The sequence below is a fragment of the Actinomycetota bacterium genome (genome assembly GCA_023488435.1).
Lineage (GTDB): Bacteria > Actinomycetota > Coriobacteriia > Anaerosomatales > UBA912 > UBA912.
The window spans coordinates 1-23,491 of sequence record JAMDCK010000030.1 but is presented as its reverse complement, the minus strand read 5'-3'; the positions used below and the strand labels follow the sequence as shown (position 1 = coordinate 23,491).

27 protein-coding genes and 1 pseudogene are annotated in these 23,491 nt (G+C 55.5%); all 28 read right to left on the bottom strand.

All coding sequences use genetic code 11. From position 1 onward, the window contains the following. Positions 1–42: 42 nt before the first annotated feature. On the bottom strand, positions 43–1,764 hold the full coding sequence (locus M1617_04575; protein MCL5887564.1) for a proline--tRNA ligase: 1,722 nt from the start codon (positions 1,762–1,764) through the stop codon (positions 43–45). Positions 1,765–1,864: 100 nt separating this feature from the next. Then, positions 1,865–2,254, bottom strand: coding sequence for a Gfo/Idh/MocA family oxidoreductase (locus M1617_04570; protein MCL5887563.1), 390 nt, complete (start codon positions 2,252–2,254; stop codon positions 1,865–1,867). A gap of 210 nt (positions 2,255–2,464) precedes the next feature. Next, positions 2,465–3,265 (bottom strand): annotated as a pseudogene (proS, locus tag M1617_04565) (proline--tRNA ligase). Positions 3,266–3,365: 100 nt separating this feature from the next. Beyond that, positions 3,366–3,755, bottom strand: a complete 390-nt coding sequence (locus M1617_04560; GenBank protein ID MCL5887562.1) for a Gfo/Idh/MocA family oxidoreductase — start codon at positions 3,753–3,755, stop codon at positions 3,366–3,368. 72 nt (positions 3,756–3,827) lie between these two features. Next, positions 3,828–4,901 (bottom strand): flavodoxin-dependent (E)-4-hydroxy-3-methylbut-2-enyl-diphosphate synthase, encoded by a 1,074-nt coding sequence (ispG, locus tag M1617_04555; GenBank protein MCL5887561.1) that lies wholly within the window; start codon positions 4,899–4,901, stop codon positions 3,828–3,830. A 17-nt stretch (positions 4,902–4,918) separates the two neighbouring features. Further along, entirely contained in the window at positions 4,919–6,190 is a 1,272-nt protein-coding gene (locus M1617_04550) for a site-2 protease family protein (protein ID MCL5887560.1), read from the bottom strand. Between the two features lie 109 nt (positions 6,191–6,299). Further along, on the bottom strand, positions 6,300–7,457 hold the full coding sequence (gene dxr / locus M1617_04545; protein ID MCL5887559.1) for a 1-deoxy-D-xylulose-5-phosphate reductoisomerase: 1,158 nt from the start codon (positions 7,455–7,457) through the stop codon (positions 6,300–6,302). A 5-nt stretch (positions 7,458–7,462) separates the two neighbouring features. Then, positions 7,463–8,308, bottom strand: a complete 846-nt coding sequence (locus M1617_04540) for a phosphatidate cytidylyltransferase (protein ID MCL5887558.1) — start codon at positions 8,306–8,308, stop codon at positions 7,463–7,465. Further along, complete coding sequence (locus tag M1617_04535; GenBank protein ID MCL5887557.1) at positions 8,305–9,063, bottom strand: isoprenyl transferase; 759 nt, start codon at positions 9,061–9,063, stop codon at positions 8,305–8,307. The genes M1617_04540 and M1617_04535 overlap by 4 nt, the downstream gene beginning before the upstream one ends. Positions 9,064–9,092: 29 nt before the next feature. Further along, complete coding sequence (gene frr, locus M1617_04530) at positions 9,093–9,650, bottom strand: ribosome recycling factor (GenBank protein ID MCL5887556.1); 558 nt, start codon at positions 9,648–9,650, stop codon at positions 9,093–9,095. Further along, positions 9,647–10,372: a UMP kinase gene (gene pyrH, locus M1617_04525; protein MCL5887555.1), complete on the bottom strand. Its 726-nt coding sequence runs from the start codon at positions 10,370–10,372 to the stop codon at positions 9,647–9,649. The genes frr and pyrH overlap by 4 nt, the downstream gene beginning before the upstream one ends. A gap of 129 nt (positions 10,373–10,501) precedes the next feature. Next, complete coding sequence (gene tsf / locus M1617_04520) at positions 10,502–11,428, bottom strand: translation elongation factor Ts (protein MCL5887554.1); 927 nt, start codon at positions 11,426–11,428, stop codon at positions 10,502–10,504. Positions 11,429–11,462: 34 nt separating this feature from the next. Next, positions 11,463–12,257: a 30S ribosomal protein S2 gene (gene rpsB / locus M1617_04515; protein MCL5887553.1), complete on the bottom strand. Its 795-nt coding sequence runs from the start codon at positions 12,255–12,257 to the stop codon at positions 11,463–11,465. Between the two features lie 201 nt (positions 12,258–12,458). After that, positions 12,459–13,046, bottom strand: a complete 588-nt coding sequence (locus M1617_04510; GenBank protein MCL5887552.1) for a response regulator — start codon at positions 13,044–13,046, stop codon at positions 12,459–12,461. Between the two features lie 12 nt (positions 13,047–13,058). Beyond that, positions 13,059–13,841 (bottom strand): RNA polymerase sigma factor WhiG, encoded by a 783-nt coding sequence (gene whiG, locus M1617_04505; protein MCL5887551.1) that lies wholly within the window; start codon positions 13,839–13,841, stop codon positions 13,059–13,061. A 26-nt stretch (positions 13,842–13,867) separates the two neighbouring features. After that, complete coding sequence (locus tag M1617_04500; protein MCL5887550.1) at positions 13,868–14,773, bottom strand: tyrosine recombinase; 906 nt, start codon at positions 14,771–14,773, stop codon at positions 13,868–13,870. 3 nt (positions 14,774–14,776) lie between these two features. Next, the gene (gene trmFO, locus M1617_04495; GenBank protein ID MCL5887549.1) at positions 14,777–16,126 is read right to left on the bottom strand and encodes a methylenetetrahydrofolate--tRNA-(uracil(54)-C(5))-methyltransferase (FADH(2)-oxidizing) TrmFO; all 1,350 of its coding nucleotides are present in this window, start codon (positions 16,124–16,126) and stop codon (positions 14,777–14,779) included. 30 nt (positions 16,127–16,156) lie between these two features. Beyond that, positions 16,157–17,008 carry a DNA-protecting protein DprA gene (locus M1617_04490; GenBank protein ID MCL5887548.1) on the bottom strand — a complete coding sequence of 284 codons (852 nt, stop codon included), beginning with the start codon at positions 17,006–17,008 and terminating at the stop codon, positions 16,157–16,159. Further along, entirely contained in the window at positions 17,005–18,510 is a 1,506-nt protein-coding gene (locus tag M1617_04485) for a YifB family Mg chelatase-like AAA ATPase (protein ID MCL5887547.1), read from the bottom strand. Before M1617_04485 ends, M1617_04490 begins: the two co-directional genes overlap by 4 nt. Then, entirely contained in the window at positions 18,507–18,869 is a 363-nt protein-coding gene (locus M1617_04480; GenBank protein ID MCL5887546.1) for a YraN family protein, read from the bottom strand. Before M1617_04480 ends, M1617_04485 begins: the two co-directional genes overlap by 4 nt. A 76-nt stretch (positions 18,870–18,945) precedes the next feature. After that, positions 18,946–19,587: a ribonuclease HII gene (locus M1617_04475; protein MCL5887545.1), complete on the bottom strand. Its 642-nt coding sequence runs from the start codon at positions 19,585–19,587 to the stop codon at positions 18,946–18,948. A 77-nt stretch (positions 19,588–19,664) separates the two neighbouring features. Next, positions 19,665–20,009 (bottom strand): 50S ribosomal protein L19, encoded by a 345-nt coding sequence (gene rplS, locus M1617_04470; protein MCL5887544.1) that lies wholly within the window; start codon positions 20,007–20,009, stop codon positions 19,665–19,667. A gap of 102 nt (positions 20,010–20,111) precedes the next feature. Beyond that, on the bottom strand, positions 20,112–20,726 hold the full coding sequence (gene lepB / locus M1617_04465; protein ID MCL5887543.1) for a signal peptidase I: 615 nt from the start codon (positions 20,724–20,726) through the stop codon (positions 20,112–20,114). Beyond that, positions 20,723–21,319: a tRNA (guanosine(37)-N1)-methyltransferase TrmD gene (gene trmD / locus M1617_04460; GenBank protein MCL5887542.1), complete on the bottom strand. Its 597-nt coding sequence runs from the start codon at positions 21,317–21,319 to the stop codon at positions 20,723–20,725. Before trmD (M1617_04460) ends, lepB begins: the two co-directional genes overlap by 4 nt. A 121-nt stretch (positions 21,320–21,440) precedes the next feature. Next, a complete protein-coding gene (gene trmD, locus M1617_04455) occupies positions 21,441–22,196 on the bottom strand; it encodes a tRNA (guanosine(37)-N1)-methyltransferase TrmD (GenBank protein ID MCL5887541.1) in 756 nt (251 codons plus the stop codon). Continuing rightward, positions 22,186–22,626 carry a ribosome maturation factor RimM gene (gene rimM, locus M1617_04450; GenBank protein MCL5887540.1) on the bottom strand — a complete coding sequence of 147 codons (441 nt, stop codon included), beginning with the start codon at positions 22,624–22,626 and terminating at the stop codon, positions 22,186–22,188. The genes trmD (M1617_04455) and rimM overlap by 11 nt, the downstream gene beginning before the upstream one ends. A 90-nt stretch (positions 22,627–22,716) precedes the next feature. Further along, positions 22,717–22,971 (bottom strand): KH domain-containing protein, encoded by a 255-nt coding sequence (locus tag M1617_04445; GenBank protein MCL5887539.1) that lies wholly within the window; start codon positions 22,969–22,971, stop codon positions 22,717–22,719. 10 nt (positions 22,972–22,981) lie between these two features. After that, entirely contained in the window at positions 22,982–23,389 is a 408-nt protein-coding gene (gene rpsP, locus M1617_04440) for a 30S ribosomal protein S16 (GenBank protein MCL5887538.1), read from the bottom strand. Between the last annotated feature and the right edge of the window lie 102 nt (positions 23,390–23,491).

Below are 23,491 nucleotides of genomic sequence, written 5' to 3'. Positions count from 1 at the left end.
CTCAAAGATTCGACCTGGTCGACCTTGTGGTGAGGCGTCGGGCTACCCGGGTACCGAGCTTGAGTCCCGGATGGCCTTTCTGACGATTTCGGTGACCAGCTGACAGATTTCGTCGGCGGGAATGTCCCTCGATTCTCCAGTCTTGCGGTCCCTGAGCTCAACCAGTCCTTCTGTCAGCGTCTTCTTTCCGAATACTATCTGCATCGGATAGCCGATGAGGTCGGCATCTGCGAACTTGACGCCAGCCCTTTCATCACGATCATCCAGAATTGTCTCGACTCCGCTTTCAGCAAGCGCCTTCCATGTGTCGGAGGCCATCTCGGCGACGGCAGGATCCGATATGAGGGGTAGCACCACAACGTGTACTGGTGCCAGCGCCATTGGCCAGGCAATACCCTTTTCATCGTGATGTTGTTCGATGACCGCAGCAAGACAACGTGTGATGCCGACGCCGTAGCAGCCCATGAGGAGAGGCTCCTCCCTGCCCTCCTCGGACATGAAGGTTGCCCCCATCGCCTCCGAGTACTTGGTCCCAAGCTGAAAGACCTGTGAGACCTCGATACCGCGAGCCACCTCAAGCGACTGGGATTTGCAGACTGGGCAGCGATCGCCAGCCGAAGCGATCAAGAGGTCGGCGAACAGGTCGATCTCGAAATCACGATCACGGGAAGCGCCGAAGTAGTGGTAGCCGTCCTCGTTGGCACCGACAGTCCAGGTGAGGAGCTCAAGAAGCGAGCGGTCCGCGACGAGGAGTGTGCCCGATGGAGCGTTCACGGGGCCCAATGAACCTTTCGGGATGCCGAAGGCCTTGAAGTCCTCCTCGTCAAGCAGAGTCACGCCGGGGACCGCAGCTTGGGCCTTGACCTGGTTGAGCTCGCGGTCGCCCGGGAGAAGGAAGTAGACCAGTGTGGAGTCAACGGTCTTGGCAGCCATGGTCTTGACCGTCTGCGATGAAAGCAGGTCAAAGGCATCTGCAAGTTCAGCGATGGTTCTAAGGCCAGGAGTTGCAACCTTCTCGAGAGGAACCGCCGGCCCTTGAGGACCGACCATCATATTGACTTCAGCTACATCAACGTTGGCTGCATAACCGCAGGAGCAATAGACGATTTCAGCTTCACCGGAGTCGGCCAAAGCCATGAACTCAGTGGTCACGCTGCCGCCGATCTGACCTGACTCAGCTTGAACTGGCCGGTACCTCAAGGATAGGCGGTCACAAATCCGGCCGTATGCGATTTTCTGAGCATCGTAGTGCTCTTGCAGCGAATCCTGTGTTGCGTGGAAGGAGTAGGCGTCCTTCATTATGAACTCACGGCCGCGCAACAGTCCGAATCTGGGCCTGATTTCATCCCGGAACTTCATGTTGATTTGGAACAGCGAGACCGGCAGTTGACGATAGCTGCGAATCTCATTGCGAACCAGTGCTGTGATTATCTCCTCGTGTGTGGGACCAAGGCAGTACTCACGGCCGGAACGATCGGTTAGCCTTGCAAGCTCGGGGCCGTACACAGACCAACGGCCCGACTCAAGCCACAGCTCGGACGGTTGGACTATCGGAAGAAGCACCTCTTGCGATCCAACCGCATGCATCTCCTGCCGCACAATGGCTTCGATCTTCATCAACGAGCGATATCCGAGAGGCAGAAACGAATATATCCCTGATGCCGTCTTTCTAATCAAGCCCGCTCTGAGCATGAGGCGATGTGAAGCAATCTCTGCCTCCGCTGGTACCTCTTTCAGGGTAGGACAATATACGTCGCTGGCCATAAGGGCAGTTGGTTCAAGCGGCACGTCATTTACCTCCGTAAACTGAAGCGAGCCGCGCCAGAACCGACGGCGGCCCGCTTGGAACTGCAAAATAAGGCGTCTATCCGATCCCTCGATCTTCGGGATGGACGGTCGCGATCAATTCCGAAGAATCAGCAGCAAGGCTCATTATCAGGCGTGCAGTGATGTCATGCACGATGATGGTTGTCCTGTTGCCTGAAGCTACAAAAGCCTCCTTCAGCGACTTCTTGACCTGAGGATCTCCAGATACATCTATGACCATGTCTATGTTCTCGGCATCTGCGGCAAGCTCAGACACATCGGTGCAGAAAAAGATGTTGTGCTGCTTGGCTATCTGGGCCCCGCGGCTCTCCGGATTCTTGTCGACTACGGCAACCAAGTCAACGAAGGGACGCGTCAGGAAGTCCATGACAAGCGGCGTTCCCATACGGCCGCCACCAATCACGGCTACACTAACCCTCTCACCCATGACTACCTCCTTCGGTATGATGGAAATCTCGTATTTCAGCTTATCGCATCTTGACCGACAAGGCGATTCCCATCACGCGGAGCCAGACGATTCCATGATCTTCAGTTCTTCGAAAAGTGCGTCTACGATCTCGCCCTCCGACACCTTTCTTGTTGGGGCTCCCTTTACGAAGATGACCCCGACCCCATCGCCTGCCGCTATGCCAATGTCAAAGGCATCTGCAAGTTCAGCGATGGTTCTAAGGCCAGGAGTTGCAACCTTCTCGAGAGGAACCGCCGGCCCTTGAGGACCGACCATCATATTGACTTCAGCTACATCAACGTTGGCTGCATAACCGCAGGAGCAATAGACGATTTCAGCTTCACCGGAGTCGGCCAAAGCCATGAACTCAGTGGTCACGCTGCCGCCGATCTGACCTGACTCAGCTTGAACTGGCCGGTACCTCAAGGATAGGCGGTCACAAATCCGGCCGTATGCGATTTTCTGAGCATCGTAGTGCTCTTGCAGCGAATCCTGTGTTGCGTGGAAGGAGTAGGCGTCCTTCATTATGAACTCACGGCCGCGCAACAGTCCGAATCTGGGCCTGATTTCATCCCGGAACTTCATGTTGATTTGGAACAGCGAGACCGGCAGTTGACGATAGCTGCGAATCTCATTGCGAACCAGTGCTGTGATTATCTCCTCGTGTGTGGGACCAAGGCAGTACTCACGGCCGGAACGATCGGTTAGCCTTGCAAGCTCGGGGCCGTACACAGACCAACGGCCCGACTCAAGCCACAGCTCGGACGGTTGGACTATCGGAAGAAGCACCTCTTGCGATCCAACCGCATGCATCTCCTGCCGCACAATGGCTTCGATCTTCATCAACGAGCGATATCCGAGAGGCAGAAACGAATATATCCCTGATGCCGTCTTTCTAATCAAGCCCGCTCTGAGCATGAGGCGATGTGAAGCAATCTCTGCCTCCGCTGGTACCTCTTTCAGGGTAGGACAATATACGTCGCTGGCCATAAGGGCAGTTGGTTCAAGCGGCACGTCATTTACCTCCGTAAACTGAAGCGAGCCGCGCCAGAACCGACGGCGGCCCGCTTGGAACTGCAAAATAAGGCGTCTATCCGATCCCTCGATCTTCGGGATGGACGGTCGCGATCAATTCCGAAGAATCAGCAGCAAGGCTCATTATCAGGCGTGCAGTGATGTCATGCACGATGATGGTTGTCCTGTTGCCTGAAGCTACAAAAGCCTCCTTCAGCGACTTCTTGACCTGAGGATCTCCAGATACATCTATGACCATGTCTATGTTCTCGGCATCTGCGGCAAGCTCAGACACATCGGTGCAGAAAAAGATGTTGTGCTGCTTGGCTATCTGGGCCCCGCGGCTCTCCGGATTCTTGTCGACTACGGCAACCAAGTCAACGAAGGGACGCGTCAGGAAGTCCATGACAAGCGGCGTTCCCATACGGCCGCCACCAATCACGGCTACACTAACCCTCTCACCCATGACTACCTCCTTCGGTATGATGGAAATCTCGTATTTCAGCTTATCGCATCTTGACCGACAAGGCGATTCCCATCACGCGGAGCCAGACGATTCCATGATCTTCAGTTCTTCGAAAAGTGCGTCTACGATCTCGCCCTCCGACACCTTTCTTGTTGGGGCTCCCTTTACGAAGATGACCCCGACCCCATCGCCTGCCGCTATGCCAATGTCAGCCTCGCTGGCCTCACCGGGACCGTTGACCACGCATCCCATGACCGCAATGGTCAGGTCGCATGGCGACTCACTGAGACGTCGCTCAACTTCCTGGGTGATTCCGATCAGATCGACACGACATCGACTGCAAGTCGGACAGCTGATGACCTCGGCTCCCCGACGCCGGATGTTGAGCGCACCAAGGATATCCCACCCGACCAGAACCTCCTCCAGTGGGTCGGCTGTCAAGGAAACCCTAAGGGTGTCCCCTATTCCCTCGGCAAGCAAGATTCCCATGCCGATAGCGGATTTTACCGTACCGCTGCGAATGGTACCGGCCTCGGTAACGCCGATATGCAGTGGACAGTCGGTCTCTTGGGAGAGCATACGATACGCGGCGACTGTTGCCGGCACAGATGATGCCTTTGCCGACAGTGCGATGTCGCGGAAATCGCGGGACTCGAAGTGCTCCACAAAATCCAAAGCACTCGCAACGAGCTTGTGCGGCAACGGCCAGTCCTTGTCGTGAAACTGCTTGGCCAGCGATCCTGCGTTCACGCCAATGCGTATAGGAACCCCCGCGCAGCCGGCCGCATCGATTACGGCATCGACTCCGGCCATCGATCCGATGTTTCCAGGATTGATGCGAACCGCCGAGGCTCCGGATTGAATCGCCGAGATGGCTAGCGTGTGGTCAAAATGGATGTCTGCTACTACGGGGATCGGAGAATCCGCACACACTCGACCGAAGGACTCCAGGTCACGGGCGTGGGGTATCGCTACTCTTATGATCTCGCAGCCCACCGCGGAGAGCCTGATGATCTGCGCGAGAGTGGCGTTATAATCGCCTGTATCGGTGTTGGTCATCGACTGGACGGTGACCGGTGCTCCACCGCCGACAGGCACACCACCGACACTGAGTCGACGTGTCACTCGGCGCTGTATCTCAGCCATCGGCGCCGATCCATCCATCATGAGTTGACGAAATATCGCATGATGTCAGCGTACATCAGATACCCGATCAAACTGAGAAGCAAGCCGAAGCCAGCTAGGCTGACACCGATAGTGAAACGTCTGCCTAGCGGTTTTCCTAGCACACGCTCAACTACCTCCATCACTATCTTGCCACCATCCAGAGGGGGTATCGGAAGGATGTTCATCGCCCCAAGGGACAATGACAGAAGTGCAACTATCCAGGCATAGCTCAGTGGACCGGCTTCAACGGCTCGCTCCACCTCGACACTGATACCTACGATACTTCTAGCCCCTTCCACGGAGGCAGCAAAGGTCTCAGGGTTGAAGAAGTTCCCAATCGCCACAAAGACAAGTCCTACCCAGCTTATGCTCTCAACGAAAGACTCGACCACCGAAAGCTCTACGGGAACAACCGTTGGAGCAATCCCAAGAAAGCCCCTCCCCCCTTCAGATTCGCCTAGAATGACTTCGGTTTGGCTGACCGCGCCATTGCGGGAGTATGTCAGTTGCAGCTCCTCACCAGGCTCCATGGCGCCGATGGTGGTGCTGAGTTGGGCCCATGCCTCGACGGGAACCCCATCAAGCTCCAGGATTGTGTCCCCTGGCATGATTGCTGCCTGGGCAGCGGCGGAATCGGGCACGATCTCCGCTACTTCTAAGGAATGCTCGTAGTAGCCCCATACAGACAGCACAAAAGTAAAGACTGCGATTGCAGCGAACAAGTTGACGAAAACACCGGCCGCGAGCACAGCGATGCGCTTAGGCGTACTGAGTCCCCGGTAAGTCGAGCTCCTAGCGAGCGCAAGCAGTTCTTCTGGTGTTTTTTCGGCCAGCGGGAGCGTGGAGGTGCAGAAAGTCTCATCGGCCTGCTGGCTGGGTTGTATCGCGGCCCAATCCTCCAAGGTCACAATCAGGGAGGCCGCTCGATCGATGTCGACACCCAAGTCGTTCGCGAGTGCCTCCATAGTGATGGGTCCTGCGGAAGCCACTCGGTAGAGTGCAGGTCCGAGGAGATCATCTTCTGGCCCTGGTTCCATGCCCGCTATTCGGACATATCCCCCAAGCGGTACAGCCGTGATTCCGAAGGCAGTGCCACTCTTGGAAAAGTAGCGTATCGCCGGCCCAGGTAGCCCTACCATGAACTCGTGAACCCTTACTTTGAAGGCTCGGGCCACAGCATAGTGCCCTCCTTCATGGAGAACAACAAGGATGGAGAATGTAACGATCCCCCAGAAGATGACGGATAAAGTTTCTAATATCCCGGCCATATAATTGCATTCCTCCAAATCACAGTGCTCAATCCCTGATTGTGTAGCTGTACTTCATGCAAATGGCAAGCCATAGCGCAGGCACCGGCTGCGTGTAAGTGGCGAAGCGTCATCGCAATGTAGAAATCAGCTCCCGAGCCACCAGACGCGAAGAGACATCAATCTCCTCGATGTGTTCTACAGATTCGACGGGCTCCACCTCATGCCGATCAAGCGACTCAGCTACAATCCGCTCAATATCTAGAAAGCCGCATTCGCCGTCGAGGAATGCCGCAACAGCAATCTCATTGGCAGCATTCAGGACGACTGGCGCACTTCCGCCTTGGCGACCCGCTTCATAAGCTAGCGAAAGACAGCCGAAGGTGGTTGGATCCGGCTCCAGGAACTCAAGGGAGCCTAGCTTCGTGAAGTCGACAGGAGCCGCGGGTGCCACCCATCGCTGAGGATACGAAAGCGCGTACTGGATAGGAATTCTCATGTCTGTCACGCCCAAATGAGCCAAGACTGATCCATCAGTAAACTCCACCATTGAGTGCACACAAGACTGGGGATGGATGACCACCGATATCGAGTCAAACGGTACGCCGAACAAGTGATGCGCCTCAATGACCTCAAGTCCCTTGTTCATCAAAGTGGCCGAATCGATTGATATCTTATGTCCCATGCTCCAAGTAGGGTGAGCTAGCGCTTGCTCGGCTGTCACGGATCGGAGTCTTGTTCGATCAACCCCGAAGAACGGGCCACCTGAAGCCGTCAGCCATAGTCTCGCGATATGCTTGCTATCCTCGCCTTGGAGACATTGAAAGATCGCCGAATGTTCGGAGTCTACTGGGATTAGCGAATCGGTTGTTGCGTGTCTGGTTACAAGTTCGCCGCCAACGACGAGGGACTCCTTGTTCGCCAGCGCCAGACGCTTCCCAGCCTGCAAGGCGGCTATGGTAGCCCTAAGTCCTGCAGAGCCAACGATTGCGTTCAAAACGACATCGACATCATCGTCCGTGACGAGCGATAGAACCCCTTCGGTGCCTCGGCGGATTGACTCAAAGTCAAAGTCAATCAACGCTCTGTGCTCGGAATCGCTCGGTGACTCGCATCCTAGGGCCAATCGCTGCACGTCGAACTCGATGGCTTGGGCTACGAGACCCTCTAGGTCGGAATGTGCAGCAAGGCCGACAACACTGATCTGCTCGGAATGACTCCGAGCGACGTCTAGGGCCTGGGTCCCGATAGAACCTGTCGACCCCAGGATGACCAGACGCGAGGGCATGAAAATCAGACTCCCAAAATCAAGAACAGATAGTACGAAACAACGGAAACCACGATTAGGCTATCGAATCGGTCAAGGACTCCGCCGTGACCAGGAAAGAAGGTGCCCGAATCCTTGACTCCGCCCTCGCGTTTGATCCGCGACTCGAGTAGGTCACCAACGGCACCCGCCACAGCCACAACAAGACCAATGAGAATCAAAATGGGTAGCTGGATCGTGTTCTGGGGAACCAGGGTCAAGCTGGACCAAACGACCACAGTGAAAAGAGCTCCACCTGCGAATCCTTCCCAAGTCTTGTTCGGAGAGATTCGCGGCGCCATTTTAGTGCGACCTAACGCGGATCCAATCAGATACGCAAAGACATCGTTAGCCCAAACGCTTACGATGACCGCCAGTACGAAGATCTCGCCGGCCTCAAAACGGTGCAGCAACACAAGATGGGAAAGCATGAATCCCACGTAGAGAGCGCCAATGAAAGTCCGGGCGACATCGTCCATTCGAAGCTCTTTGATGAAACAGTAGATGGTCAGGAGAGCAATCAGTAAGGCAACGACTATCGAATTGAGTCCAAGGTAGCCATAGTAAGCAGCTGAGACAGGCATGGCGGCGCAGGCAACCATGGCAAGAACCTGTGGCAGCCGCGGACGTCTGCCGAAGGTAATTCGGAACAACTCTCTAGCAGACATCGTCGCAATGAGAGCGACCAGCAACCCAAGGCCCACTGGGCTTGCATACATGACCACTCCGAGCATGACGACGGCGATCAGCCCACCAGTCAATGCGCGGATAAGAAAGCTACCTATGAGTTTGAACCCGTTGGGATCGGACGGACTCGTTGAACGCAGCGTCACTGGCTTCCCCCGTAACGCCGGTCTCGGCGTTGGAAATCGATGATCGCCCTGAGCAACTCATGCCGGTCGAAATCAGGCCAAAGCTTCTCTGTAATCCAGAACTCCGCATAGGCGATCTGCCAAAGGAGGAAATTTGAGAACCTCTGCTCCCCGCTTGTACGGATGACAAGATCGGGGTCTGGGACACCCGCGGTATACAGATGACCGGAGATGACCTTTTCGTCGATGTCATCCGGGTGGATCTTGCTGTCCATGCAATCCTGGGCAATCTGCCTGGCTGCCGAGATGATTTCCTGTCTTCCGCCATAATTGATCGCAACAACTAGCGTCATTCGATCGAAGTCAGACGTGCGGGCAACACACTCTTGGAAGGCGTTGCGGGTCGCAGGCGGTAGAGCGGACATGTCTCCAGCCACAACAACTCGCACTTCCATTTCTTCAAGGTTGACGAGCTCCTTTTGAAGGACCTCGACGAAAAGATCCATGAGTCCAGATACCTCGTCTAGAGGCCTGGACCAGTTTTCCGAGGAGAACGAGTAGACAGTCAGGACGCCCACACCAAGCTCCAGACAACAAGCTATCGCCTCACGCACGGCTTTAACGCCGGCACGATGGCCAGCCAAGCGGGGCAAGCCGCGACGTTTCGCCCATCGTCCGTTGCCGTCCATGATGATGGCGACGTGCTTCGGAAGAAGGTCACTGACAAGCCTGGGCAGGAGATCGATCCCAGGACCACCTCGAAAGAACTTGCTCATTTGTGGATCTATCGGCGGCATCCCGGACTCTAGACCTCCAGTATCTCTTGCTCCTTGCGCTTCAACAGATCATCGACGCGCGCAACAAACTTGTCTGTCTCCTTTTGGACCTCAGCCTCGGCCCGCCGGAGGTCGTCTTGGCTGATGTCCCCTTCCTTCTCCATACGCTTGAGCTTGTCGTTAGCTTCTCGGCGAACGTTGCGGATGGCGACTTTGCCATCTTCGGCGTATCCCCTGCATACCTTTACCAGCTCTTTGCGTCGCTCCTCAGTGAGTGGGGGAAACGGAAGACGGATGAGGGTTCCGTCGTTTGACGGATTCAGGCCGAGATCTGAGCTGAGGATCGCCTTTTCGATGGTCCCGATCATCGACTTATCCCAAGGTTCGATGACGAGTAGTTGCGGCTCAGGAGATTTGATTGCCGCCACCTGAGCAACAGGCGTGGGGACACCGTAGTAGTCGACGGAGACCCTATCAAGGATGACCGCTGTCGCTCTTCCTGTCCTTACGCCCTGGAACTCCTTTGTGAGCACAGTGATGGTCTTTTCCATGTGGTCGATCGTGTGTTTGATCACTTCATCCATCATCTGGATTCACCCCTTACGATTGTACCGACCTTCTCTCCCAGAAGGGCTCGTTGGATGTTGCCTTCAACCTGCATATTGAAAACGATGATAGGCAAGCCGTTGTCCATGCACAGCGAGATGGCCGTTGAGTCCATGACCTGAAGTCCACGATTGAGAACTTCGATGTAGGTCAGTTCATCGAACCGCTTAGCATCGGGATTCGACCGAGGGTCTGAATCGAACACTCCGTCTACTTTGGTGGCCTTCATGATGCAGTCGGCGTTGATCTCCAATGCCCTCAAGGCAGCAGTAGTATCTGTGGTGAAGTAGGGGTTCCCAGTTCCCGCAGCAAAGATAACGACTCGACCCTTTTCGATATGTCTTATGGCCCTACGCCTGATGTATGGCTCCGAAACAGCCTGCATCTCTATGGCACTCATCACGCGTGTGAAAACACCGTGACTCTCGAGCGCGTCTTGAAGTGCCAGTGAGTTCATGACCGTAGCAAGCATGCCCATATAGTCGGCCTGGGCGCGATCCATACCCCGAGACGCCGCAGCTAATCCACGGAATATGTTGCCTCCTCCAACTACGATCGACACCTGTACTCCGGCTGACACAACGGGCTTAATCTGAAGGGCCAGGAATTTCAGTACCGAAGGGTCGATGCCGTACTCTCCATCGCCCTGCAATGCCTCACCTGAAAGCTTCAGAAGGACCCGATTGAACCTGAAATCGGCCACTTTGCCTCCATTCACTGGACGAACGATCGTGTCAATAACCATGCACCATGCGACAGCATACAGCAACACAGCCCCGATAGGTCACATGCAGGGCTGTGTAACGCTGATATGTATCCGTGTGCAGGAGGGCTAGTTCCTTCCTCCGCCTAGCGCAAACCTCTCGAAGCGGACGATGGATGCCTCTGCGCCCAATTCCTTGGCAACGCTTTTCACATACTGTTCGACCGTCATGGAGTCATCCTTGACATAAATCTGCTCAAGAAGCGCCACTTCCTTGTAGAACTTCTCGATTCTGCCGACCGCCATTTTCTCCTGAATCTCAACCGGCTTGCCAGACTCGGCCGCCTGCGCCTTGTAGATCGTCAGCTCATGCTCAACGATCTCCTGAGATATCTCGTCGCGACTAACTGCCACAGGAGCTGTCGCCGCGATTTGCATAGCGAGGTTTCGTCCAAGTTCTTTGAATGATGCGGCCTCTGTCGCCTCTGAGGAGGAGCAGGAGACCTCAAGCAGGACGCCTATGTTTCCAATCCCATGTATGTAGACGGAGATGGCACCATGATTCGAGCTCAGGGCGTACCTTGCAAACCGAGAAATCGTGATGTTCTCTCCGACACGGCCAACCATCTCTCCAAGTGTACGCTCAACGGTCTCCCCTCCGCCAAGGAAAGGCTGTTCCAGCATCTGAGAAACATCCGTGGGGGCCGATATTCCTACGTGAGAAGCAAGCTGCGCACCGAAAGACTGGAAGTCCGAGTTGCGAGCGACGAAGTCGGTTTCGCAGTTGATCTCGATCATCGCACCGACATCAGCAGCATCAGAGGTCCAGCCACTAATGATGCCCTCGTCAGTTGCGCGACCAGCCTTCTTGGCAAGAGCCGCCAAGCCTTTAGTGCGAAGAATATCCACTGCCTTTTCCATGTCACCACATGAGTCAACCAGTGCACACTTGCAATCCATCATTCCCGCGCCGGTAGACTCACGCAGGTCTTTGACCATCTTTGCAGTGATTTCCATTACAGTTGTTCCTCCAGTTAATTCGTCAAGCGAGACCATAGCGGGGCCGCGCTGTCATGGTCATGGGCAATGACTAGGTCGCAGGGGCCTCTGGCACCGGCACGGGTTCCTCTTGAGCGGGAACTTCTTCACTCGGAGCAGCGACTGTGGCTGCTTCCACTGCAGGAGCAGCCACAATGGGACCCTCAAGAACGGCGGTTCCAGTGATTGCCGCATCTGCGATTACCTTGCACATTAGTGCGATAGCCCGGATCGCATCATCGTTACCGGGGATGACGATGTCGACCTCGTCGGGATCGCCGTTGGTGTCTACAAGTCCTATGATGGGAATTCTCAGACGGCGGGCCTCCGCTACTGCGATAGCCTCACGCTTGGTGTCGACTACGAACAGTGCTGCAGGGAGTTTAGTCATCTCGCGAACGCCGTTAAGGTTCTGGTCGAGCTTTGCCCACTCCTTGCGGAGCAGCAGCTGCTCTTTCTTCGGAAGGCTGGCCATCCGACCGTCGGTTTCCATGGTCTCCAACTCAACAAGGCGCGCAACCCTTTGCCTCATGGTGACGAAGTTGGTCAGCATGCCACCCATCCAGCGGTGATTGATGTATGGCTGCCCTGAACGCTCGGCTTCGTTGGCGATTGGCTCCTGAGCCTGTTTTTTGGTTCCAACGAAGAGGATACTGCCACCACCGGCAACGAGATCTAGAACAAACTTGCGGGCGTGATCGAGTTCTTTTTGGGTACGCTGTAGGTCGAGAATGTAGATTCCGCTGCGCTCCGTGAAGATGTAAGGCTTCATCTTGGGATTCCAGCGACGTGTCTGATGTCCGAAATGGACGCCAGCCTCAAGCAAGCTTCGGATTGAAACGGGCATAGCTACCTCCAGGTTGGGTTCCTCCGCAAGCATCATTTCCCTGCCGACTCAAGTCCGCGAACTTGAGCACCTCGGCATCAGGATCAACTTGCGTGTGTGATATGGGACTATGCAGTCTACCACATAATGCCCCGCTGAACAGGGGCCAGCGACTATCTACCGAGAAAGTTCATACTTGTAGACTCGCGGAAGCAGTTCGCGCTATTGCTGGCCTTTTCCGCAGGTCGGACAAACTATGGTGGCATCGAACCAACCTGGTAGCTGTGGCTTCGGGATCAACTCCAGCTGCAGTTCAACCTCGCAAGCAGGGCACCAGAGGCGTCTTCGCAAACTCATGTCAGAGATGAACCTATCAGCATCTCCTTCGCGATCCTTCACGAAAAGACGATATGTGTCTTCGCGGGCTTCGGAGGTCTTCTCATCGAGTAGACGATGAATCTTGTCCACTACATCCGAAGGCTTCGCCTGATTCTTTACAAGGTAATCATCCGCTCCCAGCTCCATGCCTGCCTCGATGTCGGCTTCGTGGCCGAGGTTAGTCAATACGATGACCGGAATAGCAACAAACCTTGGATCAGCTTTAATTGCTTCAAGCACCTCGAGTCCGCTCATCGTCGGCATGATCAAGTCGAGCAGAATCAGATGAACCTCGTTGCTTTTTAGGGTATTGAGCGCATCAAGTCCATTTCCAACAGCTAGGACCTGATAGCCCTCTTGCGACAACTTGTCCGCATATATCTTTCGGATAAGCTCGGTGTCCTCAACTATCAGAATGGTGCGCCTTGACATAATCACTCCACTTCAGAAGACGGATTTCGATGGACTGTGAAGTTTTGCGCGAAGGCGCAAAACTGCCTTAGTGTGAAGCTGACTCACTCTCGATTCGGTTACACCCAGTACCTGGCCAATCTCCTTCAAAGTCAGACCTTCGTAATAGTAGAGTGCGACTACGATTCTCTCCCGGTCAGGAAGTTGCTCAATCGCACCTGAGAGAATCTCTCTAACCTCTGTATTCTCATAAATACCAACTGGGTCCTCAGCTGTGACATCTACAATATTGCTCGCTGGATCGAATCGATCATCGAATTCCCGCTTCGCCCACAGCTCGTCAAAGGAAACGACTGTGGCATAGGAGAGCTTGGCAAGAGTTGTATTCAGCTCTTTCAGTGTGACACCGAGTTCCTTGGCAACCTCAGCGTCCGTTGGGGTCCGCAGGAGTCGATTTTCAAGAACGACATATGCGTTCTCAATGTCCTTTCCCTTAGACCTGACGGATCTTGGAACCCAGTCCAATGCCCGAAGCTCATCGATTATAGCACCCTTGATACGAGCTATGGCATATGTCTCGAACTTAATTCCCCGGTCTAAATCGAACTTCTCGATTGCATCGATCAGTCCGAACAGTCCGTAGCTGATCAGGTCCGCGATGTCGACGGTGTTTGGCAACCCTGATGAGACTCGACCAGCTACATACTTGACGATCGGGGCATAGTTGACGATCAACTGCTCTCTGCACTGAGGGCAGTCCTGCTCCTTGTACGCACACCAAAGCTGATTGATGTCCGTCGAGGGTATCTGATTCATATTATGTTGCCCCTAGTAGGATAAGTTCATGCGCGCGGATGGGCCCTAGCGTGAACGTCTTTTAGCTGGTTTCTACCCACGTGAGTATAAATCTGTGTGGTAGACAGCGCAACGTGTCCGAGCAGTTCCTGGATAGTACGCAAGTCGGCTCCCGCAGCAAGCAGATGACTTGCAAAGGTGTGCCTTAGAGTGTGCGGGGATATCTTGGCGACATTCCCATATCGCCGAAGAGCCAAGTTGAGTCTGACTCTAACCGTATCAGATGTCATCGGTTTTCCGGATTTGGTCAAGAATAGGGTGTCGGTCGATTCTCCGTAGGTTGATTCTCGGTACAGTGAAGGGCGGCTTAGGGCCATGTACTCCTCAATCGCGCGACAGGCGTTGGGATGGATTGGCACGATTCTCTCCTTCGATCCCTTGCCCATCACCTGAATTGTGCCAGCTTTCAAATCCAGATTCGACAAGCTCAGTCCTGCAAGCTCTGAAACTCTGATCCCACTCGCATACAGCAACTCAACCATTGCGATATCCCGCAACCCGAGAGGCGAAGTGGCCTGAATAGCCTGGATTATCCCGTCGATAAAGCCCTCCGAAACGACTGTTGGAAGTTTCTTATGAATCCTAGGCGTCGTGGTGATGGACGATGGATCGAAATCGATCACGCCTCGCTTTTGGAGGAACTTATACCAGCATCGCAGGGCGGAGAATCTTCTGGCAATCGTCGCTCTGGAATATCGTGCCGCTGTGAGCAGCGCAAGATAGCGTCGTATCTGCCTATGATCAGGAGCCATTGGATCGACTTGGTTCGACAGTGCCCAAGTTGTGAAGTGGCCGACATCAGCGCTGTAGGCCTTGACCGTATTGACCGAGAGCCCGCGGTGCTCGCTTAGATCCAAAACGAACACTTCCAAATATTCTTGGATGGAATCCATGGTCTATCCCCTGAACAATGGATGCTGACTAGTGGAGACTGCGACTGAGTCCTTGGCTCGTGCAGCATATGCCTCATACCGCAAGCGCTTTGAGCGGACCCTTTCCTCGAGAGCGGGGACGAGGCCCCAGTTGACATTCATTGGTTGGAAATCGACAGTCTGCGGGCTCGTAATGTAATCCACGAGGGAGCCCAGCGCAGACGTGGGCGGCAACACAAAGGGTGGAAGTCCTCTTAAATCACAATAACAATTAAGCCCGGCGATGACTCCTCCCGCAATTGATTCAAGGTAGCCCTCCGTGCCATTGAGCTGTCCGGCGATCCTAAGGTGTGGCATTGAGCGCAGTGCGAGAGTTGAGTCCAGCATCTCGGGAGAATTGATGAATGTATTGCGATGCATCACCCCATACCTGAGGAACTCTGCGTCTTTCAGTCCGGGGATCAGTGAAAAGACACGCTTTTGTTCAGCAAAGGTGAGATTGGTTTGGAATCCAACCATGTTGAAGGCAGTCCTTGCGGAGTTCTCGGGGCGAAGTTGGACGACCGCCCAAGGCCTCGTGCCTGTGCGCGGATCAGTGAGACCGACAGGTTTCATTGGCCCGTATCGAAGTGAATCCGACCCTTTACGAGCGATCTCTTCAACGGGCTGACACCCTGCGAATAAATCTCTGCTCTCAAAATCCTTTTGAATCACTCGTTTCGCTTCAACAAGTTCCTTGATGAAGTGTTCGTACTCTTCCTGGTCCATCGGACAGTTGAGATAATCTGCACTAGCTCCCTTGTCGTATCGGGACTGAAGAAAGGCAACATTGGTATCGATGGTCAAGGAATCAAGGACCGGCGCAGCAGCATCGTAAAACGACAGACCTCTTGTGCCCGTCAACTCAAAGAGGGCGTTCGCCATGGATTCACTCGTCAGTGGTCCGGTGGCAATGATACTGCGACCGCCAGGAATCTCCCGGAACTCATCACGAACAACATGTATTGAAGGATGACCCTCGATTGTCTCGGTGACGATTTCTGCGAATCTTTTTCTGTCCACCGCCAAAGCACCACCTGCGGGAATCGACGCTTCATGAGCAATTCTGAGTAAGAACGATCCCATCAAGCCTAGTTCAGTCTTCAAAGACCCCGACGCTGAGGTTGGATCAAGGCTCTTGAAGGAATTGGAGCAGACAAGCTCAGCGAACAGAGAGGTTGAGTGCGCGGGGGAACTCACTAAGGGACGCATTTCCCAAAGCACGACCCGGACTCCACGGGATGCAAGCTGTAGTGCCGCCTCACATCCTGCGAGACCTGCACCAATCACTACCACCTCAGAGTTTCCGCGAAGTCCTTCAAGTGATGAGCGCATTCAGTCCAATGTCCTTTCGATCTTTGGGGACTACCGCAGGCCATATCGACCATCATTATTTCTATATATTGTACCGGCGGATTCCATCTCAGAAAGTATCCGAGCTACTGAGAGAATGTCTAGGCCGAGCTCATAGGCGATGTCGTCTGGCCGCATCGGCTCAGCTAGCAGCGCGCGATGCACTGGGGAGAGATCAGTCATACTTGGAGCAGTATCCTTTAACTGTGTGGTGCCTGAAAGCCCTAGATGCATACTTAGATCGGACACATCGCATAGCGGAATGGCACCCTGGGAGATGAGGCGGTTACATCCGCGGGAGCTCGGCGAAAAGATCGATCCGGGAACTACGAATACCATCCCAGTTCCATTGAGTTTGTAATCCACCGTTGAAAAGGTGCCCGACGGCAGACCGGCTTCCACAACCAAGAGATGATGCGACAGAGCTGCGATTATCCTGTTGCGGACACGTAGTGCCCACCTTGCTGGTCTGGCTCCCCACTCCCGCTCCGAGACGACAAGATGCTTCTCTCTGATAACTTTAAGCATTGCTGAGGAACCCGATGGATAGTCGACATCACACCCGCAGCCCAAAACGGCAATGGTTCTACCGCCAGCGTCCAGAGCAGCCATCTGGGCGGCCTGATCGCAACCAATGGCCGCCCCGGAAACCACGGTAAGACCGCTAGCTGCGATCCATTCGGCGAACAACCTACTCGCACGGATTCCGTATGGTGTCGCTTTTCTCGCACCTATTATTCCGATGGTAGGGACGGAAAGTAGGCTACGGTCCCCCATCCCGTAAAGCACCTTAGGGGGGGATTCACTTTGCAGTAGTGACTCTGGATACGACTCGCTACCCAACTCCACGGCAAACCTGTTCATTGATCACTGCTTTCATATGTTCGAAACATCAGGGCCTCATGTACGTGCTCAACTTTGACATCGGGGCAGCCTGCAATGTCGGCGCAGGTTCTTGAGACTCGTAGGATCTTGGTAATGGCCCTACCAGAGAAATGGTGTCGTGCGGCATAGCCGGCGAGTAATTCCTCCGCGCGGCCCTTGATTCGACATGCCGAACGCGCCTCCTTCCCCGTCAACATTGAGTTTGTCTTCCCCTGTCTGGCGATTGCTGTCTGTCGAGCCCGCCTGACGACCGGTTCTATATCAGAGGTTGGGGGGCCTCCACCAGAGGTCAGTAGCCGGCCAGGGTCGATTCTGTCGACCCGTAGATTGATGTCCATCCGATCGATAAGTGGACCGCCAATGCGGTTCATGTATCGATTGACTGCCTGGGGAGTACAGGTGCAGGCTCTCTGAGAGTCACCGGAAAAGCCGCATGGGCACGGATTGCATGCAGCCACCAAAGAGAATTTGCCAGGATAGGCAATCCTGCCCTCTGCACGAACTAGGGTTACGATCCCGTCCTCCATGGGTTGACGCAGCGCCTGTAGCGCGGATGGCGGAAACTGGGTCAACTCATCGAGGAAGAGGACGCCATTGTGCGCTAATGAAATCTCTCCAGGTCTGGGCGGGGAGCCCCCACCTATCAAGCCGGCGACTGAGCAAGAGTGGTGGGGCGCACGAAAGGGCCTGTTTCCACGCAGGTATGGCTCCTCATCCAAACCCGAAATTGAGTAGATGAGCGCAGTTTCCAGCGCCTCACTCTCAGTCAAAGGTTGAAGAAGACCAGGCAGCCTTCTTGCCAGCATTGTTTTACCTGACCCTGGCGGACCGATGAACATCATGTGATGCCCGCCGGCGGCGGCTATCATCAGAGCCCGTACAGCAAGCTCCTGCCCGATAACGTCCACAAGATCGAATGAAGAAACCTGTTCGACTATGGAATGTCTGTCGATCCTCGCATCTCCATTCACAGGTAGCGTCGGATCAAGATGCTTCAATGAGGGGACAGGCCTGAACTCGGCATTGAAAGCAGAGCAGTATCGTCCCGCATCCAATGGCGCCATCAGCACCCTGTTGGACCCCTGGGCTCCTATTACGTGCGCTAAGATTCCAGGGATCGAACGGAGTCTGCCATCCAAAGATAGCTCTCCCACGAGATAGGATCGATCAATGATCGTGGGGTTCACCTGACCGGTTGCCAACAGGATCCCAGCGGCTATAGGAAGATCGAATCCGGTTCCATGTTTACGCAGTGGTGATGGTGCGAGATTAATCACAACACGTGCATTGGGAAAAGTGAATCCAGTAGCCCTGATCGCGGCCCTCACACGCTCTCTGGCCTCTTGGACGGCGGTGTCACCAAGTCCGACCAAGTGGAACGCTGGGAGCCCGGGGCTGACATCCACCTGCACCTCCACTGGAATCGCACTCGTCCCAATAATCGTTCCAGTTGCAATCCTAGCCTGCCCGCCTGTTCTCATGAGACCGCAAATGCATCTTTGTGGTGCCTGATCATAGCTCGGTCACTGGCAATGACCCTGATGGCGATCACATCGAATCTCATAGGGGTTTCGTGGAGACCGTTAGTGTGGACATACTCCCTGGCCAGACGAGCCAGTTTTCGCTGTTTTTGCGTCGAAACCGCCTCTTCGCCTGTTCCAGCACGTGCGGTTGTCCGTGTCTTGACCTCCACAAGAACCAGCACTTCGTCATCGAAACAGACAATATCCAGTTCTCCGTGACCACATCGCCAGTTCCTTTCAATGATCGTCATACCGGAGCGCTCAAGATATGCTACTGCAGCGTCCTCGCCTCGATCACCGATTCGTCTTGGTTCCATAGTTCCCCCCTCGAGAAAATGTACAGGCTAATCGAGGGTATAGCTCTGACCCAACCAAAGACTATCGGATTCCTGACTAGATGGATTCCTGGAGTCCAGCGCACGGATGGAAAGATCGTCGGTGCGCGGATGTGACTCCATGCGTGCGGATCATTTCCAGATGATGAGCGGTTCCGTACCCCTTGTTCGTAGCGAATCCATACTCCGGATGAATGGTATCCAGCTCTTGCATCAGCGCATCACGATGGACTTTAGCCACTATGGACGCAGCCGCAATAGCTGCAACTTGGGAATCACCGCGAACCACTGAGGTCTCGGCTGGGTGGACTCGTAGTGGCGGGCCGTCCAGAAGAACGTGGCAACACGCAACCCTCAGGCCGGCAACCGCCGACGCCACTGCGGATTTAAGCGAAGCAGGTAGTCCGTCTCGGTCGATGAGAGCAGACTCAATGTGGGTCACTGAGTAATCGACAGCGCAGCGCTCAATCTCGGAGGCTATCCGGCGGCGCTTGGTAGGCGAAAGTCGCTTGGAATCATCAAGGCCGATGATCAGACAACCCGGAGGAAGAATCACTGCGCAAACCGTGAGCGGGCCAGCGAGGGCCCCTCGGCCTACCTCATCAACACCGGCGATGTAGGTAGCCCCTGCACTTCGGAGTGAATCCTCCATTGACGATAGTCGCTGCAACCTGAGAAGCTCGACCTCATCGGGCATCATCGAAGCATCACGTCAACCACCAATTCACATAGATGCGGGGCTTTTGGGCCCCGCACCAGGGAAAGCGAGCTTTCGGTCTAGTATGCGCGCTCTTTGAGGCGAGCAGCTTTACCGATCTTGTCGCGGAGGAAGTACAGCTTGGAGCGGCGAACCTTGGCCCTGACGACGATCTCGATCTTCTGGATCTTCGGAGAGTGGACAGGAAACTTCCGCTCTACACCGATCCCGAAAGAGACTTTGCGAACAGCGAAGGTCTCACGGTTACCAGAACCGTGTCGCGATATGACGACACCCTGGAAGACCTGGATCCTCTCGCGGGTACCTTCCACAACGCGATAGTGGACCTTGACCGTATCGCCGACCTCGAAGGCAGGAAGGTCGTCACGGATCTGCTGCTGCTCAATGGCTCTGATGATATCCAATTCGTTTACCTCGATATCCAGGTTGGTATTCGTACAAGTATCATATCCACACTGGGACACAAATGGGAAGTATAGCCAATATGCCGGCCGATGCGCAACCGTCTATAGCCCACCGATTCGACTTGGGGGCCAGTAGATCGCGACAGCACGTCCTCCGATGGATTCCACAGGCTGCGGGCCGAATATTCGACTATCGGAGCTGTTGGGACGATTGTCGCCCATTAGCCAGACATAGTCCTCAGGGATGGTGATTGGGAGCGACTGGCCCGCGAGCTCGGTCATGGCCGCAGCGGTATAGGGCTCTTCCAGGAGCGCTCCATCGATGAAGACCGCCCCGTCCCGTATGTCGATCGTCTGACCGCCGACAGCGACGATCCTTTTGATCAACTGCGGGTACATACCGGCCGGATCATCGAAGACAACAATATCCCCTGCCGAAGGTGGCGAAAAACGATAAGTGATCTTCTCGGCGAGGACGCGATCACCGACAAGGATGGTGGGCTCCATGGACCCGGTAGGGATCACGAAAGGCTGGACTACGAAGGTCTTGATCCCCTGTGCGAGCGCGAAGGCCAGAGCGACCATGACAACGGTCTCCACGATCCAACGCCCAAGGCCAGGGCCTTCTCGGCGGGTGCGTCCGTCTTCGACAATGGGACCTGACTCAACAGGTCTGGCATCGGTCTTCGGCTGCGCCTCGTCTGCGGGATTACTCACTTCGCGTCTCTCTTTCTCTCGAAGCCCTCGACCACGGCAAGGTCGGCATCGGACATCGAAGTCGTCTCGATCAGGTCCGGACGATGCCGGACGGTCATCAATACAGCCTGCTCTCGCCTCCATCGCTCGATGCGGGCGTGATCGCCGCTGAGCAGAACCTCTGGGACCTGCATGTCCTCGAAGACGGAAGGCCGCGTGAACTGCGGATGCTCCAGCAATCCGGTCGTGAAGGATTCAAGCGCGGCCGAGTCCTCGTCGCCAAGCGCACCAGGCAGTAGTCGCACAGTGGCATCGATGACACACAACGCAGGGATTTCTCCCCCGGTCAGGACGTAGTCCCCGACCGAAACGACCTCATCGGCCAAGGAGTATACGCGCTCGTCGAAGCCTTCGTACCTACCGCACACGAGCAAGATGCGTTCCATCAGAGAATACCGCTCGGCGGTCTTCTGGTCGAATCGAGTGCCGCGAGGACTCATGATCACAATCCGAGGCGACCTGCTGTCCATCGCCGAGATGGCGCGGACGGCGTCGAATACCGGCTCGGGGCGCAGCACCATCCCTGGTCCACCGCCGTACGGGTAGTCGTCGATCGAGCGATGTTTGTCTCTCGCCCACTCTCTGAGACTCGGCGGGTGCGTCCGTCTTCGACAATGGGACCTGACTCAACAGGTCTGGCATCGGTCTTCGGCTGCGCCTCGTCTGCGGGATTACTCACTTCGCGTCTCTCTTTCTCTCGAAGCCCTCGACCACGGCAAGGTCGGCATCGGACATCGAAGTCGTCTCGATCAGGTCCGGACGATGCCGGACGGTCATCAATACAGCCTGCTCTCGCCTCCATCGCTCGATGCGGGCGTGATCGCCGCTGAGCAGAACCTCTGGGACCTGCATGTCCTCGAAGACGGAAGGCCGCGTGAACTGCGGATGCTCCAGCAATCCGGTCGTGAAGGATTCAAGCGCGGCCGAGTCCTCGTCGCCAAGCGCACCAGGCAGTAGTCGCACAGTGGCATCGATGACACACAACGCAGGGATTTCTCCCCCGGTCAGGACGTAGTCCCCGACCGAAACGACCTCATCGGCCAAGGAGTATACGCGCTCGTCGAAGCCTTCGTACCTACCGCACACGAGCAAGATGCGTTCCATCAGAGAATACCGCTCGGCGGTCTTCTGGTCGAATCGAGTGCCGCGAGGACTCATGATCACAATCCGAGGCGACCTGCTGTCCATCGCCGAGATGGCGCGGACGGCGTCGAATACCGGCTCGGGGCGCAGCACCATCCCTGGTCCACCGCCGTACGGGTAGTCGTCGATCGAGCGATGTTTGTCTCTCGCCCACTCTCTGAGATCGTGTACATGCGCCGAGTAGACGCCGCGCTTCAGAGCGATGCCTAGGATCGAGGCCTCCAAGGGTGCGGTCAGGACCGCTGGAAAGGCGGTCAAAACGTCGATCCGTAGTGGCTTATCGGTCATCGTCTATCAGTCCCTCGAGCAGCCTGATGCGGATTGAGCCGTCTGGCGAGTCGACCGCAACGATAACATCATCGATCGCCGGTATGAGCACCTGGCCGTATCGCTCGCCCTCGACGACCCAGACGTCGTTGGCACCGGTGTGAATGACCTCGGTCACCTCTCCCAGATGTCCACGTGAGTCATCGTGTACCTGCATACCGATGACGCTCGGCTCCTCCGAACTCAATGCGATCTTAGGCACATCTTTGGTTGCGGCCATAATGGTACAGCCCCTCAACCGCGCAGCATCATCGATCGAATCGACGCCTGAGAGCTTCAGAATCGTGCGTTGGGAGGTGCCTCTGATGGACTCTATGCGGGCAGCGTTGACGCCTACCGAGGGTGGAACCACCCATACCGACAGGTCATCAAGAAGCGTGCCTTCAGGCACCAAGACAGCAACCTTGACCTCCCCTTTCAGGCCGTGAGCTCCAACGATCCGAGCCAGTGGTACGAAAGGAGATTCTTCCATGAGCGCAGGCTAGCCGACGATGTCGACTTCGATGAGGTCTCCATCGAGGCTGGCGGCTGCTCTGGCGACGGTCCTGATCGCTTTGACAATCCGACCCTGTCTTCCAATGACCTTGCCCACGTCATCTGGGCCGACGGTGATCGCATACCTGACCTTGTTTCCAAGGTCACTGCGGGATATGACGACAGCGTCGGGTTCGTCCACCAGGGAAGTCACGACGACTTTAAGAAGCCGCTCGACATTGGTGCTATCGGTCATTGTCATGACCCCGAGCTCATTGTGCAGACTCTGAGTCGGCCTCGGCAACGGTATCGCCTGCATCCTCTGCGGCTTCCTCCGGAGCGGGTGCCTCGGCGGCCTTGGCGGCCTCTGCCTCTTGTTCGGCAGCCTTTGCCTGGGCTTTCTTCGAGAGACGCTCGGATTTCTCAGGTGCAGGCCCATCCACGTTGCGTGATGCGGCGACAAGCTTCGCTACTGTTGGGGACATCTGGGCGCCCTTAGCGATCCACTCGTCGACCTTCTCGATGTCGATGGCTATCGTGGATGGCTGGGTGCGTGGATTGTATCTGCCGACGATCTCTATGAAGCGGCCGTCCCTGGGGGAGCGCGCATCGGCGATCACTACACGGTAGAACGGCGCTCTCTTGGCGCCAGCACGGGCTAGACGGATCCTGACTGACAACTATTCACCTCCGGTCGATGTGACCCGAAGGTCACACTACAAACAAAACGAACGCTAATGTTACGACATACGACTTCCGGGGTAAAGGAGTACCCTGCTGTT

What these genes read in the sequence shown, in the direction of transcription:
- M1617_04575 (MCL5887564.1), bottom strand. Translation starts at nt 1,764, where the DNA reads ATGGCCAGCGACGTATATTGTCCTACCCTGAAAGAGGTACCAGCGGAG.
- M1617_04570 (MCL5887563.1), bottom strand. Translation starts at nt 2,254, where the DNA reads ATGGGTGAGAGGGTTAGTGTAGCCGTGATTGGTGGCGGCCGTATGGGA.
- M1617_04560 (MCL5887562.1), bottom strand. Translation starts at nt 3,755, where the DNA reads ATGGGTGAGAGGGTTAGTGTAGCCGTGATTGGTGGCGGCCGTATGGGA.
- ispG (MCL5887561.1), bottom strand. Translation starts at nt 4,901, where the DNA reads ATGGCTGAGATACAGCGCCGAGTGACACGTCGACTCAGTGTCGGTGGT.
- M1617_04550 (MCL5887560.1), bottom strand. Translation starts at nt 6,190, where the DNA reads ATGGCCGGGATATTAGAAACTTTATCCGTCATCTTCTGGGGGATCGTT.
- dxr (MCL5887559.1), bottom strand. Translation starts at nt 7,457, where the DNA reads ATGCCCTCGCGTCTGGTCATCCTGGGGTCGACAGGTTCTATCGGGACC.
- M1617_04535 (MCL5887557.1), bottom strand. Translation starts at nt 9,063, where the DNA reads ATGAGCAAGTTCTTTCGAGGTGGTCCTGGGATCGATCTCCTGCCCAGG.
- frr (MCL5887556.1), bottom strand. Translation starts at nt 9,650, where the DNA reads ATGATGGATGAAGTGATCAAACACACGATCGACCACATGGAAAAGACC.
- tsf (MCL5887554.1), bottom strand. Translation starts at nt 11,428, where the DNA reads ATGGTCTCGCTTGACGAATTAACTGGAGGAACAACTGTAATGGAAATC.
- rpsB (MCL5887553.1), bottom strand. Translation starts at nt 12,257, where the DNA reads ATGCCCGTTTCAATCCGAAGCTTGCTTGAGGCTGGCGTCCATTTCGGA.
- M1617_04510 (MCL5887552.1), bottom strand. Translation starts at nt 13,046, where the DNA reads ATGTCAAGGCGCACCATTCTGATAGTTGAGGACACCGAGCTTATCCGA.
- whiG (MCL5887551.1), bottom strand. Translation starts at nt 13,841, where the DNA reads ATGAATCAGATACCCTCGACGGACATCAATCAGCTTTGGTGTGCGTAC.
- M1617_04500 (MCL5887550.1), bottom strand. Translation starts at nt 14,773, where the DNA reads ATGGATTCCATCCAAGAATATTTGGAAGTGTTCGTTTTGGATCTAAGC.
- trmFO (MCL5887549.1), bottom strand. Translation starts at nt 16,126, where the DNA reads ATGCGCTCATCACTTGAAGGACTTCGCGGAAACTCTGAGGTGGTAGTG.
- M1617_04490 (MCL5887548.1), bottom strand. Translation starts at nt 17,008, where the DNA reads ATGAACAGGTTTGCCGTGGAGTTGGGTAGCGAGTCGTATCCAGAGTCA.
- M1617_04485 (MCL5887547.1), bottom strand. Translation starts at nt 18,510, where the DNA reads ATGAGAACAGGCGGGCAGGCTAGGATTGCAACTGGAACGATTATTGGG.
- M1617_04480 (MCL5887546.1), bottom strand. Translation starts at nt 18,869, where the DNA reads ATGGAACCAAGACGAATCGGTGATCGAGGCGAGGACGCTGCAGTAGCA.
- M1617_04475 (MCL5887545.1), bottom strand. Translation starts at nt 19,587, where the DNA reads ATGATGCCCGATGAGGTCGAGCTTCTCAGGTTGCAGCGACTATCGTCA.
- trmD (MCL5887541.1), bottom strand. Translation starts at nt 22,196, where the DNA reads ATGACCGATAAGCCACTACGGATCGACGTTTTGACCGCCTTTCCAGCG.
- M1617_04445 (MCL5887539.1), bottom strand. Translation starts at nt 22,971, where the DNA reads ATGACAATGACCGATAGCACCAATGTCGAGCGGCTTCTTAAAGTCGTC.